The sequence below is a fragment of the Burkholderia alba genome, from assembly GCF_034721475.1.
GTDB lineage: Bacteria > Pseudomonadota > Gammaproteobacteria > Burkholderiales > Burkholderiaceae > Burkholderia > Burkholderia alba.
In genome coordinates, this window is record NZ_JAWJWL010000003.1 from 247755 (window position 1) to 262435 (window position 14681).

Annotated in this window: 15 protein-coding genes and 1 pseudogene; 2 read left to right on the plus strand and 14 right to left on the minus strand. The window is 66.5% G+C overall.

Annotated features, from left to right (window positions below; translation table 11 throughout):
* Positions 1-64 precede the first annotated feature (64 nt).
* From RZR99_RS04555 to RZR99_RS04565, 3 genes are read right to left on the minus strand one after another with little or no spacing between them, the layout of a single operon-like run.
* The gene (locus RZR99_RS04555; RefSeq protein WP_323118542.1) at positions 65-382 is read right to left on the minus strand and encodes a putative signal transducing protein; all 318 of its coding nucleotides are present in this window, start codon (positions 380-382) and stop codon (positions 65-67) included.
* A gap of 28 nt (positions 383-410) precedes the next feature.
* Complete coding sequence (gene rsgA / locus RZR99_RS04560; RefSeq protein WP_323118543.1) at positions 411-1352, minus strand: ribosome small subunit-dependent GTPase A; 942 nt, start codon at positions 1350-1352, stop codon at positions 411-413.
* On the minus strand, positions 1349-2605 hold the full coding sequence (locus tag RZR99_RS04565; RefSeq protein ID WP_323118544.1) for a M48 family metallopeptidase: 1257 nt from the start codon (positions 2603-2605) through the stop codon (positions 1349-1351). Before RZR99_RS04565 ends, rsgA begins: the two co-directional genes overlap by 4 nt.
* Before the next feature lie 117 nt (positions 2606-2722).
* Between RZR99_RS04565 and orn the strand changes: the two genes are divergently transcribed.
* The gene (gene orn / locus RZR99_RS04570) at positions 2723-3337 is read left to right on the plus strand and encodes an oligoribonuclease (RefSeq protein WP_323118545.1); all 615 of its coding nucleotides are present in this window, start codon (positions 2723-2725) and stop codon (positions 3335-3337) included.
* Positions 3338-3381: 44 nt separating this feature from the next.
* On the opposite strand, the gene mog is transcribed toward orn, so the two are convergent.
* Both mog and yjgA read right to left on the minus strand, forming a co-directional pair.
* Positions 3382-3999, minus strand: coding sequence for a molybdopterin adenylyltransferase (gene mog, locus RZR99_RS04575; protein WP_323118546.1), 618 nt, complete (start codon positions 3997-3999; stop codon positions 3382-3384).
* A complete protein-coding gene (gene yjgA, locus RZR99_RS04580) occupies positions 3983-4585 on the minus strand; it encodes a ribosome biogenesis factor YjgA (protein WP_323118547.1) in 603 nt (200 codons plus the stop codon). Before yjgA ends, mog begins: the two co-directional genes overlap by 17 nt.
* Before the next feature lie 130 nt (positions 4586-4715).
* Between yjgA and pmbA the strand changes: the two genes are divergently transcribed.
* Positions 4716-6086, plus strand: a complete 1371-nt coding sequence (gene pmbA / locus RZR99_RS04585; protein ID WP_323118548.1) for a metalloprotease PmbA — start codon at positions 4716-4718, stop codon at positions 6084-6086.
* 95 nt (positions 6087-6181) lie between these two features.
* Here the strand turns inward: pmbA and RZR99_RS04590 are convergent, their stop codons facing one another.
* The 9 genes and pseudogenes from RZR99_RS04590 to RZR99_RS04630 all read right to left on the minus strand — a co-directional run bounded on the left by RZR99_RS04590 (position 6182) and on the right by RZR99_RS04630 (position 14450).
* Positions 6182-6685, minus strand: coding sequence for a dihydrofolate reductase (locus tag RZR99_RS04590; protein ID WP_323118549.1), 504 nt, complete (start codon positions 6683-6685; stop codon positions 6182-6184).
* Positions 6686-6765: 80 nt separating this feature from the next.
* Positions 6766-8334 (minus strand): annotated as a pseudogene (locus tag RZR99_RS04595) (sigma 54-interacting transcriptional regulator); the annotation flags it as partial.
* The gene (locus RZR99_RS04600) at positions 8273-9643 is read right to left on the minus strand and encodes a hypothetical protein (protein WP_407655399.1); all 1371 of its coding nucleotides are present in this window, start codon (positions 9641-9643) and stop codon (positions 8273-8275) included. The pseudogene RZR99_RS04595 and the gene RZR99_RS04600, both read right to left, overlap by 62 nt.
* 118 nt (positions 9644-9761) lie before the next feature.
* Entirely contained in the window at positions 9762-10589 is an 828-nt protein-coding gene (locus RZR99_RS04605; protein WP_323118552.1) for a peptidase C39, read from the minus strand.
* Between the two features lie 6 nt (positions 10590-10595).
* Positions 10596-11306, minus strand: a complete 711-nt coding sequence (locus RZR99_RS04610) for a C39 family peptidase (protein WP_323118553.1) — start codon at positions 11304-11306, stop codon at positions 10596-10598.
* 66 nt (positions 11307-11372) lie between these two features.
* Complete coding sequence (locus tag RZR99_RS04615; RefSeq protein ID WP_323118554.1) at positions 11373-12815, minus strand: autotransporter outer membrane beta-barrel domain-containing protein; 1443 nt, start codon at positions 12813-12815, stop codon at positions 11373-11375.
* A gap of 24 nt (positions 12816-12839) precedes the next feature.
* Entirely contained in the window at positions 12840-13508 is a 669-nt protein-coding gene (locus RZR99_RS04620; protein ID WP_323118555.1) for a hypothetical protein, read from the minus strand.
* Entirely contained in the window at positions 13505-13984 is a 480-nt protein-coding gene (locus tag RZR99_RS04625) for a hypothetical protein (RefSeq protein ID WP_407655400.1), read from the minus strand. The genes RZR99_RS04620 and RZR99_RS04625 overlap by 4 nt, the downstream gene beginning before the upstream one ends.
* Positions 13985-14078: 94 nt before the next feature.
* Complete coding sequence (locus RZR99_RS04630) at positions 14079-14450, minus strand: hypothetical protein (RefSeq protein WP_323118556.1); 372 nt, start codon at positions 14448-14450, stop codon at positions 14079-14081.
* Positions 14451-14681: the final 231 nt, after the last annotated feature.

Below are 14681 nucleotides of genomic sequence, written 5' to 3' on the forward strand. Positions count from 1 at the left end.
ATGAAAAAGCCGGCTTCAGCCGGATTTTTTGCGTCCGCCCGGTGCCGCGGCGGATAGGGGCGCGTCAGCCGTCGCGCGGATCGCGTAGCCCGCCGCAGTGCCAGCATGCCGTGAACTGCGCCTCGAGCATCTCGCCGCATTGCCCGCAGCGCCAGGATGCCGCGCCGGCCTGCGGACCGTTCGCGGCTGCGTCGAGCAGACGCCGGGCCAGGGCCTCGTCGCGTTCGTCTTCGAGCCAGATCTCGGGGGCGCACTGGTCGGCGGGAATCCCGCCGAGCGCGCCTGTCGCGTAGCGATTGTGCAACTCACAGCCGATCCCGGCTGCGTTCAGCACGTTGACCCAGTGCTGCGCGGTCGCGAGATTGGGGGCTTTCACGCGCATGACGCCTCCTTGGTACGAGCACCCGCGGCTAGCGGACGATCTGGCTGGCCTCGTGCACGAGTTGCGCATAGAGCGCATGGCGTGACGGCGCGATGCGGCCGTCGGCGACCGCTCCCAGAATCGCGCAACCCGGCTCTTGCAGGTGATGGCAATTATAGAAGCGGCAGTGTGCGAGCAGCGGCCGGAACTCGGGGAACGCGCGTTCGAGTCGGCCTTCCGTCAAGTGATAGAGACCGAATTCCTGGAAGCCCGGGGAATCGATCAACGCGCCGCCGTCCGGCAACGGATACAGACGGGTGAAGGTGGTCGTATGGCGGCCGCTGTTGAGCGCGGCGGAAATCTCGCGGGTGGCGGCCTCGGCGTCGGGGACGAGCAGGTTCACGAGCGTCGATTTACCCATGCCCGACTGGCCGAGCAGGATCGTCGAATGGCCGGCGAGATGCGGCGCCAGTTGCGCCTGCGCGTCCTCCGGCCGACCCTTGACCGACATTTCCAGCACGTCGTAGCCCAACGCGCGATACGGCGCCAGCCGCGCGCGCGCCACGGGCAGCGCGCCTTCGACGTCGATCTTGTTCAGCACGATCAGCGGTTTCAACTCGTTCGCCTCGGCCGAGATCAGCGCGCGGCCGAGCAGATCCTCGCTGAAGTACGGCTCGGTAGCGAGCACGATCAGCAACTGGTCGAGGTTCGCGGCGAACAGCTTCGATTTGAACTGGTCGGAACGATACAGCAGGTTGCGGCGCTCGCCGATCTCGACGATCACGCCCTGGTCGGCCGAGGTCCGTTCGTAGAACACCCGGTCGCCGACCGCGATGTCGCTCTTCTTGCCGCGCGGAAAGCACTGCAGCATCGCTTCGCCGCTCGCGGGCGCTACCAGATAGTGGCGGCCGTGCGCCGCGATCACGCGCCCTTCGGCGCGTTCGCCGCCGCGGGCCGCCTTGGGCGGCGGGTTCAGGGGGGCGCGGCTCATGAATGCAGCAGGCGATCGATGCGTTGCGACGCGGGCGGGTGCGAGTAGTAGAACGCGGTGTAGACGGGGTCGGGCGTGAGCGTCGACGCATTGTCCTCGTACAGCTTCACGAGCGCGTTGACGAGATCTTTCGCATCGGTCTGGCTGGCCGCGAACGCGTCGGCCTCGAATTCGTGCTTGCGCGAACTGAGGCTGCCGAGCGGCGTGACGAAGAACAGGAACACCGGCATCGCGAGGAAGAACAGCACCAGCGCGAGGCCCGCATTGCTGCCGGTCAGCGACGGCATGACGCCCAGGCCGGTATAGAACCATACGCGCTGCGCAAGCCAGCCCAGCAGCGCGAGCATCGCGAGGCTCAGCACGAACGAGACGAGCATCCGCTTGATCACGTGACGGCGCTTGAAGTGGCCCAGTTCGTGGGCGAGCACGGCCTCGATTTCGTTGCCGGTCAGGCGAGCGAGCAGGGTGTCGAAGAAGACGATCCGCTTCGAGGCGCCGAATCCCGTGAAGTAGGCGTTGCCGTGCGCGGAGCGGCGGCTGCCGTCCATCACGAACAGGCCCTTCGCCGCGAAGCCGCAGCGCTTCATCAGCCCTTCGATCCGCGCGCGCAGCGCGTCATCCCTGAGCGGCTCGAATTTGTTGAAGATCGGCGCGATGAAGGTCGGATAGAGCACGAGGACGAGCATCTGGAACGCGACCCAGACGATCCAGGTCCACAGCCACCAGAATGTGCCCGTCTGGTTCATCAGCCACAGCACGACGAACAGCAGCGGCAGCCCCAGCGCCGCGCCGAGCAGCGCGTTCTTGGCCAGGTCGGTAAAGAACAGCCGTTTCGTCATCCGGTTGAAGCCGAAGCGCTCCTCGATGCCGAACTGCCGGTAGTACTCGAACGGCAGGTCGATCACGCTGGTGACGATCAGTACGGCGGCCACCAGCGCGACCTGCTGCGCGTAGCCGTGACCGAACCAGCCGGCCAGCAGCGAGTCGATCGCGCCGACGCCGCCCAGCAGCGTGAGGCCGACCAGAATCGCCGCACTGGCCACGATCTCGAACATCGCGAGCCGGGTGCGCTCGATCGTGTAGTCGGCGGCGCGCTGGTGGGCGGTGAGCGGGATGGTCGCGCTGAACTGCGCGGGTACGCGGTCGCGGTGGGTCGCGACGAAGCGGATCTGCCGCGATGCGAGCCACAGCTTGGTGCCGACCATCGCCAGGACGGCGACGGCGAACAGCAGGGTGAACGAGTAAGGGGACATCGAGGGAGCCGGTGGTATCTATGCGAGAATTATATGTTCTTGCGGACCGGGCTCGCTCGACGATCTCCGGCCGCATGGGCGGCGGCCTTGCCGCCCGGCTATTTTCCAGGATTGCACATGACCGACACCCCCGCTTCCGCCGGCGCGCCCGCGCTTGTCCGCAACGAGATGAACCTCGTCTGGCTCGACATGGAAATGACGGGCCTGAACCCCGACGACGACCGCATCATCGAGATCGCCGTGGTCGTCACCAATTCGACGCTCGACGTCGCGATCGAGGGGCCGGTGCTCGCGATTCACCAGAGCGACGCGACACTCGCGAAAATGGACGACTGGAACAAGAACACGCACGGCCGTTCGGGACTGATCGACCGGGTGCGCGCGTCGACCGTGACGGAAGCCGACGCCGTCGCGCAGATCCACGCGTTTCTCGGCCAGTACGTGCCGCCGGGCAAGTCGCCGATGTGCGGCAACTCGATCTGCCAGGATCGCCGCTTCATGGCGCGCTGGATGCCGGATCTCGAACGCTTCTTCCATTACCGCAACCTCGACGTCAGCACGCTCAAGGAGCTGTGCCGCCGCTGGCAGCCCGCGATCTACAAGGGCTTCCAGAAGCGCGCGATGCACACGGCGCTGGCCGATATCCACGAATCGATCGACGAGCTGAAGTACTACCGCGAGCACTTCCTGATTCCGGCGGCCGCGCCCGCCGGCGGCGCGCCGGGCGCCTGAGCGGCCCCCCGCTGCACGGGGCCTGCCGTCCGGCTGCCCCGGTGTTACCGGGGCGGCCGGATCGCGCTTTTCGGCCGGAACGCCGCCACCACGGCAGGATCGGTCTCCACATACGGACCGCCGATCAGGTCGATGCAATACGGCACCGCGGCGAAGATGCCCGGCACCTTCACCGTACCGTCGCCGTTGCGCAGGCCTTCAAGCGTTTCCTGGATCGATTTCGGCTGCCCCGGCAGATTGACGATCAGCGCCGCGTGACGGGCTGTCTCGCGAATCACGGCCACTTGGCGCGACAAAATCGCGGTCGGTACGAAATTCAGGCTGATTTGCCGCATTTGTTCACCGAAACCGGGCATTTCCTTCGTCGCGACGGCGAGCGTCGCCTCGGGCGTGACGTCGCGCCGGGCCGGACCCGTACCGCCGGTGGTCAGCACGAGATCGCAGCCGGCGGTATCGACGAGTTCGGTCAGGGTTGCCGAGATGATCGGCGCATCGTCCTGGATCAGCCGGGTTTCGGCCCGCCACGGCGAGCGAAGCGCGCGCCCGAGCCACGCCTCGAGGGCCGGGATACCCTGGTCCTGATAGACGCCGCTGCTCGCCCGGTCGCTGACCGACACGAGGCCGACCACCAGTTCGTCGGGGTGATTACGCGGGGTCGCCATCGTCGGACTCCGGTGCGTCGTCGGGTGCCTCGTCTTCGCCCGGCGTACCGCTAGCCGTCTTGATCCACTGGAACAATTCGCGGAAATAGCGGGGCGGTTTGTTCAACTGCGCCTCCTTGCGCGCATTGCGGATCAGCGTGCGGCCTTCCTGAATGTCGGCGGCCGGATACTGGCGGAGAAATGCGGTGAGGGCGTCGTCGTTGGCGAGCAACTGGTCGCGGGTGCGTTCGATCCAGTGCAGCCGCGCGGTTTCGGCTTTGTTGACGCCGCGCTGCGTGTCGAGCGCGGTGCGCAGCGCCGCCGTCTCGGTGTCGGTCAGCGAGCGCATCACGCGCCCGACGTACTGGATTTGCCGGCGTTTGCCCTCATGATCGGTAATGCGGCGCGCATCGCGCACGGCGTCGGCCAGCTTTTCCGGCATCGGCATGCGCTTCAGCGCGTCCTTGGGCAGTTCGACCAGTGCTTCGCCCAGTTCCTGCAGCGCGTGCATGTCGCGCTTCAACTGGGATTTGCTGGGGCGATCGTAGCCGTCGCCGGCCTCTTCGTCGGCTTGCTCGATCGGTTGGATGCGGGTTTTACGTGTCATGGGCCGCATTGTATCGCGGGGCGGGCGGCACACGCCGACTTGGGTGATCGATCCCGGACCTTGCTATGATCGCGGGATACGCTTCTTTTGAAACATGCGGGCGACGAGCCCGCCACCGGATACCACGACGATGGCTGCAAACCTCGACGCACAAACGCGCTATTTCCCGCATACGCAAGATCAATTGAAAGAAATCGCGTCGGACATCCTCCGCCACGCGAAGACGCTCGGTGCGACCGACGCCGCCACCGAGATTTCCGAAGGCGACGGCCTGTCGGTCTCGGTGCGCCGCGGCGAGGTCGAGACGATCGAGCACAACCGCGACAAGATGGTCGGCGTCACGGTCTTCATCGGCAAAAAGCGCGGCAATGCGAGCACGTCGGACTTCTCGTCCGACGCGCTGAAGGACACCGTCGCGGCGGCCTACAACATCGCGCGCTTCACCGCGGAGGACGACGCGGCGGGCCTCGCCGAGGCCGAACTGCTCGAAACCTCGCCGCGCGACCTCGATCTGTACCACCCGTGGCAGCTGTCGGCGGACGAAGCGGTGGAGATCGCCCGCCGCTCGGAAGACGCGGCGTTCGCCGTCAGCCCGCAGATCCGCAACTCCGAAGGCGCGAGCGTTTCGGCCCAGCACTCGCAATTCGTGCTCGCGACGTCGCGCGGCTTCGTCGGCGGCTATCCGTATTCGCGCCACTATGTCGCCTGCGCGCCGATCGCCGGCAGCGGCCGCCACATGCAGCGCGACGACTGGTACACGTCGAAGCGCAACGCCGGCGATCTCGCGTCGCCCGAATCGGTCGGCCGCTATGCGGCAGAGCGTGCGCTGGCCCGGATGGGCGCGCGCCGTCTCGACACCCGCAAGGTGCCGGTGCTGTTCGAGGCGCCGCTCGCGGCGGGCCTGCTCGGCGCGTTCGTGCAGGCGGTGAGCGGCGGCGCGCTGTACCGCAAGACGTCGTTTCTCGTCGACAGCCTGGGCAAACCGGTGTTCGCGCCGCACGTGCAGATCGTCGAGGATCCGCATGTGCCGCGCGCGATGGGCAGTGCGCCGTTCGACGAAGAGGGCGTGCGCACGCGCGCGCGCAGCGTCGTGACGGACGGCGTGGTCGAAGGCTACTTCCTGTCGACCTACTCCGCGCGCAAGCTCGGCACGCAGACCACCGGCAATGCCGGCGGGTCGCACAACCTCGCGCTGCGCAGTGCGCAGACGAAGGCGGGCGACGATTTCGACGCGATGCTGAAGAAGATGGGTACCGGGTTGCTGCTGACGGAGCTGATGGGGCAGGGCGTCAACTACGTGACGGGCGATTACTCGCGCGGCGCGGCCGGCTTCTGGGTCGAGAACGGCGTGATCCAGTATCCGGTCGAGGAGATCACGGTGGCGAGCACGCTGCAGGAGATGTTCCGCCATATCGTCGCGATCGGCGCGGATTCGATCGTGCGCGGCACGAAGGAAACGGGCTCGGTGCTGATCGAGCAGATGACTATCGCCGGGCAGTGACGGCCGCCGGCCGCATTGCGCGGCCGAGGCCGGAATCGCCGGCAAAAAGCGCCGCGGATCGCGGCGCTTTTTTATGGGCGCGGCGTGCGCTGACTTTACGCGGCCGGCCGGCGCCGGTACACGACGAACGCGTACGCGAAATCGTTCGGCGCTGTCGCGCGATGCGCGTCGCGCGACAGCGTTTCCCAGTGCGCGGGATCCGGAGCGGGAAACGACGCATCCCCCTCGAACTCCGCATCGATCTCGGTGACGATCAGCTTGTCGGCTTGCTGCAGCCCTTCCGCGTACAGCTGCGCGCCGCCGATCAGAAAGGCTTCCGCCGCGCCGTCCTGCGCGGCGAGCGCGAGCGCGGCGGGCAGCGACGTGACGGCGTCGCAGCCGTCGAAGCGCCTCGCGGCATCGCGCGTGACAACGATGTTGCGGCGGCCGGGCAGCGGCCGGCCGATCGATTCGTGGGTTTTGCGGCCCATCACGATCGGTGCGCCCATCGTGGTGCGCTTGAAGAACGCCAGATCCTCGGGCAGCTTCCATGGGAGTTGGTTGTCGCGGCCGATGACGCCGTTGCGGGCGCGGGCGACGATGAGGGTCAGCGTTGTCATGGCGGAAGCGGGAGAAAGGGGATCGGTCGAGTGCCGATTCTACCGGATTGCGCCGTGCCGAAGCCGTCCCGGGTCCGCCGTTATGCCGGTCCGGCCTCGCCGTCGTCACCGGTGCCGGCGCGATGCTCGGGACACGCCAGATCCCGCAGACCGTGCGCACCCATCAGCCGGTACAGCGTCACCCGCGAGACGCCCAGCTCGAACGCCGCTTCGGTCAGGCGGTGCCGGTGCCGCAGCAACGCCGCTTCGATCGCGCGCCGCTCCGCGCGCTCGCGCGCTTCGGCAAGCGTCATCGTCTGCTGCGCGGTGAAATGCGCGAGATCGAGATCGGCGGCGGACAACAGCCTGCTGTCGGCCATCACGATCGCGCGGCGGATCCGGTTGATCAGCTCGCGAACGTTGCCGGGCCAGCTGTAGTTGTACATCGCCTCGATCGCGCACGGCGTGAAGCCGCGGATCCGGCGCGCGCTGTCGTGCTTGAACTTGAGCAGGATGTGGTGGGCGAGGATCTCGATGTCCTTGCCGCGCGCGCGCAGCGGCGGTTCGTCGACGCGCAGCACGCACAGCCGGTGGAACAGATCGGCGCGGAACCGGCCCTCGCGCATCGCGACGTCGAGGTCGACATGAGTGGCGGCGATGATGCGCACGTCGACCGGAATCGATTCGTGCCCGCCGAGCCGCTCGATCCGGCCTTCCTGCAGGAACCGCAGCATGCTGGCCTGGCTTTCGAGCGGCATGTCGCCGATCTCGTCGAGGAACAGCGTGCCGCCGCCGGCCGATTCGACGCGTCCGATCTTGCGCTGATTGGCGCCGGTGAACGCGCCGCGCTCATAGCCGAACAGTTCCGACTGCAACAGGTGATGCGGGATCGCCCCGCAATTGATCGGCACGAACGGCGCCTTGCGGCGCGGCGAACGCTCGTGGATCGCCAGCGCGGTCAACTCCTTGCCGGTGCCGGATTCGCCCGCGATGAATACCGTGGCGTCGGTGTTGGCGATCTTGCGGATCGTGCGGAACAGCTGCTGCATCGCGTCGCAGGTGCCGACCATTTCGTCGTCGCCCGCCGCGGCGATGCCCGCCGCGAGATCGAGATCGCACAGCGTCACCATGCCGTAGGCATGACCGACGAGGTAGTCGATGGTCGCATGCGACGGCGGCCCCTTCACGTAGTCGAAGCAGTACTGGCGGATCAGCTTGCGCACGTCGGCGTCGTTGAGGCGGGTTGCGTCGGCAAGCGCGATCCAGCCGATCTGCTGCTGCCTCAGGACGCCTTCCAGCGGCTGCAGGTCGCGGGCGGCGAAACTGCCCAGGTCGACGATGCCCGCATGCGGCTGGTCCGGTTTCACGAGCCGCCCGGCCTCGCTGGACGAGCGTGCGGCCAGCACATCCCAGCGGCGCTCGCGCAGATGAGCGGCGAGCGCGGCGTCGGGCGTGCGCGACAGGTACAGCAGCGGCCGCGCGGCTGCCTCGTCGACGGGCTCGCCTCCGTCGGGTTGCGCGAGCGCGAGGTGCGGCGCGCAACCCGACGGAGCGACGGGAGAGAGAGGGCGGGAGTCGTGCACGATAGCCTCGTCGTGGGGGGGCCTTCTAGAACGTGTACGGGAAGCGCACGCCCACGACGAAGTTCGGCGCATCCGGCGTGAGCCCGATCGCGACCGACGCGTTCATCGTCAGGTGCTTGTTGAACACGTGGTTGAGGCCGAAGTTCATCGTCGACGCGGTCGTCTGGCTGCCCGGCACCTTCTGCCAGCCCTGGCCGGGCGCCTGCGTCTCCGTCTGCGGTTCGATCGCCAGGGTGTACGAGATGCTCGCCGAATCGCGCTCGGAGAACGCGAGCGCGACGCCGCCGCCGAACTGGATGATGTCGCCGAGCTTCACCTTGGCGGGCTCGGTCTGCCCGACCACCGACGAGATGTCCGAGAACGAGCGCGCGACGTTGTACGTATACGAAATGCTGCCGAACAGCACGATCGGATCGTAGGTCTTCAGCGCGGACAGGCCGGCCGTGATCGCCCACATGCCGGTGCCGGTGGGCAGCTTGTTCGGCGCGACGAGGTTGGTGTTGTTCGGATCGATCTGCTCCAGCTTGATGCCGAACGGCGACGTGCCGCTCGGCGTCTTCACGCGCAGGCTGCCGACGATGTCGGGCATGTTCTGCGTTTCCTTGAAGAACTGGTAGTAGAGGCCGAAGTTGACATCGCCCAGCGCATGCGCGTTGACGGTCGAATCGGACAGCGTGTTCGCGGCGCCGCCCGCGCCGCCGACGATGAAGCTGCTCGTGCGGTACAGGTAGGGCACGTCGACATCGAGGTTGATCCGGTCGGTGAGGCCGTAGCGGACATCGACGTCCGTCATCAGCTGGTGCGACTTCGTCTCGCCGAGATTCAGGTTGCCGAGGAAGATCGCATCGAGCGCGAGAAAGCCGGACAGCTGCAACTGGCGGCGATCGTAGTAGGTATCGCTGATGCCCCAGTCGATCGTCAGCTTGTGATCGAACAACGGGGCATGCTCGCGCTGCACGACGGCGTTTTCCGCTTCGGTGCGGCTCGGCTGGCTGGCCTTGTTGTCGGTGCCGATGGTGCCGGCGGCCGCGCCGTTGTCGGCCGCGGGCGGCGTCGGCGGCGTGACGGGCACGCCCGTCGCGGTGCCGGTGCCTTCGCCCGCCGCCGGCGACACCGGCGTGTACTGGGCGATCAGCGACGCGGGCGCGGCGACGCCGTCGCCCGAGCCGCCCGGCGCGCCCCGACCGCGTTGCGCCATTTGCAGATCGACGACCTGCTGTTCCAGCGCATCGATCTTGCGCTGCTGTTCGTCCACGACTTTCATCAGCGTGTTCAGCCGGTCTTCCATCGATTGATCCGCGAGCGCCTGCGCGCTTGCGCCCTGCGCCAGCGCGAACAGCATCGCTGCCGCCGGAATGGCGGCCAGCGCGCGGCGCGGCGTATTTTTTTTCAACATCGAGATATGCATGGTCCTTCCCCCGGTGTGGCGGCCGCGCGATTGATTGCGTATTCGACGCGCGGACGCCTGGAACGGCACTTCTGCTGGGTGATGCCGAAGCGGCTTGCCGGCCGCGCTATCTCCTGGGTACGACGCTGTTTTGCAGCGCTTGAAGAATCCCCATCTGTCTGAGCGTGGAGGACGACATCTGCTGGGTTTGCAATTGCAGTTGCAACTGGTTGGAAACGATCTGCTTGTTGCCTGCGATCTGCAGCAGTTGGGCGATTGCGCCCGCTTGTTGTGCGGCGCTCGGCACGACGGTTTGCGTGGCGAGTCCCGCGGGCGTGGCCAGGCTCAGCGCGATGCCGTTGCTGGCGAACGCGATGCCGGCTTTGATCGTGCCGGTCGAATTGCTGGCGAAGGCGGTCGGGCTGGAACTGGCGCCCGGCAGCATTGCGGGTTGCGGATCGGTCGAGTTGAAATCGATCAGCGCGGAGTTGGTGCCGCCGTTGCCGTTGCCGGCCACCTGGGTCACTTGCGAGACTCCGTTGACCGAGACCGTCTGGCCGCCGATCGCGAGCGAGCCGGGATTGGCGCCGCTCGGTCCGTAGCCGTTGATGACCTTGGCGAGCGTGGAGACCTGGGCGGACAGCTGATTCGCCGCGTTGGCCGCGACGGTCAGCGAACCCTGGGCGATCGCGAGCGCGCCGTTAGGCAGTTGCCATTGAGAAAGCAGGTTCAGAACGAACCCGGAAATCATCGATGCGTCGGCATATTTGCCGGTCTGGTTTGCTAGCACGTCGTCGTCGACGACCTGGACAGGTATCGCGGCGGCTTGCGTATCGTTGACGAAGGGAAGCGTGAGCGCGGCGTCGGGGGCGCTTTCGACTCCCATGGCACTGCTCGCGAAGCCGCACGCGGTGGCACACCACACGAGGCAAAGCGGCGAGAAGTAGCGTTTCATGATGGGTCAGAAAAGATCTGCCTTGATCAAGCCGAATTCGACGAAAGGAATCGCGGCCGAGCCGGTGCTGAGCGCTTGCTCACGCAGCTTCAGGGCGAGCGATTCGTTGTTTTGCAAGAGCGGAGAGTCCTCCTTGAAGGGTTTGCCGAGCACGGCGAAGACGAGGCCGTTCCAGCTTTTGACGAAATCCTGTTCGAGCACGATGCGGTTGCCGAGCGCGGGATCGGCCAGGAAGATCCGGCCGTTTTCCGCATGCTTGACGATCACGAAGTGCTCGTAGCCGTCGATGTTCATCAGCACGAGCACGGGGATCTGCAGGTGGTACAGCGCTTCCAGTCCGACGCGGAAGCCGCGTCCGCGGAGCCCGAGCGTCTCGACGAATTTCTTCATGTCGAGCATCGAGAAGCCGTGCTTCACCACCGTATCGGGCGTGGAAAAGGCCATCATCCGGCGGATCATTTCCGGCTCGGGAATGTCGATGCCGTAGCCGTACTTGAGCAGGGTGGCGAGCGCGGCGGAGCCGCAGCTGAAGTCGAATTGCTGGTTCACGATGTCGCGATAGCGGATATCGCGCATCGAGCGAACGGACTTCGTGATGGGTACGCCCGTGAGCGTAAACGCGTCGACGCTCGCCTGCGCGAACGCGGCCGCGCAAAACGCGCAGCCGGCGAGCGTAGCGGCGAGCCGCAACGGCAACAGCCTGTATTCCCCGGACATGCTGATCTCCTGCCCGCAGGCCGCGCCGCAGATGCGGCGGCGCGGCCTGCGTTCCCCAGCTTTCGGTCAATGACCGTTGTTCAACGCAGCGATGGCGAGACCGTTGTGTTGGAGGTTGCCCGCGCCACCGGCGATGTTCACGCCGATGTTGCCGGTTGCGCCAACGAGCGTGCCCGCACCCAGCGATGCAGTGCCGTCAAACCGGCCGCTGATCTGCGCCGATGCCATTTGCGAGTTGTCGTCCGTCGCGACCATCGCAACCGTCTTCGCCATGGTCGGATCGACTGTCGTCACCGAACCGGCGAGGCTGTTGTTCTGGACGTTGCCGACACCCGAGGCGACGTTCACCCCGACGTTGCCCGATACGGCGGCAAGCGAGCCGTCGCCGATCGAGGCGTTCAGGTGGAAGTCGTTGATCCGGGCGGTCCCCGCCGACGATTGGTTGCTGAAGATCTGCGCGTTGCCGAACACGTTGCCGACGTCCACCGACGCGAGCGCCACGTCGTTGCTCTGTGCGTTGTCGACGCCTTCGGCGATGTTCACGCCGAGATTGCCGGTCACGCCCGTTGCCGCGCCCACACCGGTCGTCGCAGTGAGCGTGCTGGCGACTTCGGTGTTGATGTACTGCGTCACGCTGCCCTTGGTCGTCACGTCGATCGCGTTGAGCGTGTTGCTGAAGGCCCAGAGCGCGTAGGCGGTGAGGGACTCGCTTTCGTGCTCATGGAGCGACTCGTTCGACGACGCGCTCGCCGAGGTCTGGCTGTGGCTCGCGTTCCACGCATAGCCGAATGCCGACAACGTTTCGCTCGCGCTTTGGGACTCGTGCTCGTGCAGGCTCGCCGACTGGTTCGCGTAGGCGTTTTCGCCCCAGATCGCACCCGCCGCGCCGACGATGTAGCCGGCCGAGGTGGTCGAGGTGCTGCCGCCCGTGGTGAAGCCGAAGGGCAGCGGGATCGCGTAGGCGGTCACGTTGGCTGCGTTGTAGGTGCCGGCGGCATAGCCGGCGCCGCCCGCGATGAACGCGGAGCCGCCGCTGTTGGCCGACTGGTGAGCACTCGCGGACTGGTTGAGCGACGCGCTTTGCTTCTCGTTCGCGTTGTAGTACAGGCCGCCCGCGGTCCAGCCGCTCGCGCTGTTCGACGTCGTCGAATGCGAGTGCGTGCTTTCGGATTCGTTGAGCGATTCCGAACTGCCGGCCGTGAAGAACGCGCCGCCCGTATCCGTCACCGACGTGAAGCTGTTGTTGACGGAAGTGGTGACCGCGCCCTTCGTATAGCTCTGGTAGAGCGGGTCGAGCGAGACGTGCGACATCATCACCGACTGGTTGTTGCTGATCACGGCCCCCGCAGTGCTGGACACACTGACGCAACCGAACAGTTCAACCCAGCCGAAGATACCGACCGTTTCCACTACGCCTGTCACGTTGAACAGGTAGGGATTGGGCGGGAACGCGAACGCGGAGCTGGCCGCCGACGCGAGAACCGCCGCTGCAATGACTGTGCGTTTCATAATACGCTCCGATACGGATGTGGCTTAGTTAAAAAAAGTGCCCGCCGGGGGACGGAGCACAAAACTGTTGGCCGTGGCATTACCGGCTCCGGCTGTCTGGTTGACTTGTACGATGCCACTGATATGCTTGAAAGCGTCGCCGCTAATCGACACTCCCTGCATGTCTTGGCCCCCCGCCGGTAGTCCCAGGCTTCCGTGTTTGGGGGCCGCCTCGGATAGTTCGATATCCGACACGGTCTCCACTTCCGCGCCCAGCGTGCCGAGCACGGTGCTGTTGCGCTGAAGGTTCGCTGTCCCGGCGCTCTGATTCACCATCAGTGCGCCCGACACGTTCGAGAATGCATTTCCCTCTATGCTTGCCGTCGTCCTGCCCGTATGCGCGGCCGCGATCGCAATCTGCTCCGAACTCGCCACGCCCGCGCCTTGCGATCCCACGCCAATCACCAGTTGATTGGCCTGCGCGTTGTCGAGTCCCGCGGTGACGTTGACGGCCAGCACGCCGGTCACGCCGTTCGCGACACCGGTCGCGATCGCCGCGGCACCGCTCACGTCGGGCACGTTCTGCGCGCGTACCGCATGGGCGTAGGCCGTCAGCGCGACGATCAGCGCGGCGCCGCTCAGGAACAGCCACGGGGCGGCAGGCAGGCGTGCGTCGCGCGCTTGCGCGCGGCCGGGGGAGCCGACGGATTTCATCGGATGCCTCCCAGCGCGCTCGTGATGGGCGCGACCGCGCTCGTCACCGAGTTCGAGATCATTCCGCCGATGCCGCCCGTCGGAACGGTCATGCCGTTCGGGTTGCGGGTGATGCTGCTGCCGGCGAGATCGCCCGTGAGGATCTGCGTGACGGCCGCCACGCCCGCGCCGCCGCCGGCCAGACCGTTCGGCGCGAGGCCGCTCGAGCCGTGCGCGTTCGTCAGGTCGACATCGGATACGAGGGTCGCCATCATCGGATCGAAGGTGTTGGCGGGAAACGTCGTGGCGCGCACCAGCACCGGGTCCTGATCGACCGGCACCGGCCGGTAGGCGATGCGCGGCGTGACGTCGCGCTCGACGATGATGTCGCCGGGATTCTCGACTTGCTGGGCGAAGGCTCCCGTGGCCGCGATGCCGAGCAACAGCAGGCAGAGCAGGCGAGGCGGCGCGAGCATGGGGTGGAGCGGGGCGATCATGTCGATTCCTTTGCAGTTCGTTGCCTGGGGCCGGCCCGTGGCGAAGAGTCGCCGCTGTGCGCGGCCGGCCTTGATCCAGATCAGATTCGGTTGTCTATCGCCGTGTGAAGCTGGCGTTGTTGCCCTGCATCGCGCGCTGCGCGTCGACCGGGATCGGCTGCGGCGTCGGCGGCGCGATCTCGTCCCACAGCGTCACCGTGCCGCCGCTGTTGCCGTTGGTGCCGAGCATCTGCGGCGTCGCGGCCACCATCACCATGCCGGCCGCGCGGCCGCGCTGCTGTTCGAGCGTGTCCTCGTCGAGCAGCGCGGAATGGTTCATCCATGCAGCATCGGCGACGAAGGTCGTGAACGAAGCGTCGGGCACGTCGGCCGTATCGGCGTCCTGGGCTGCGGCGGTAAGCGGCAGCAGCGCGGTGACGAGCACGGCGGCGAGGGTCAGTCGATAAGTGCGGAATGCATTTCGCATGGCGTCTCTCCGGTGTGCCGGGTAATGAGCGAAATGCGTGCCATCGGGCGCAAGCCGTTGTCGCACCGGGGTTCGGGAATGCACGTGCGGAATGGCCAGGGCGAAAACGGCCGAAAATGTTTCAGCGCTGAAACGGGGGGACTCGGGACTACTGCTGATTCACAAAAAGCCGATCAAAGACGACACTGAATCCAGAAAAATAAAAAATCGAATCAGAAATAACAGTCTTTC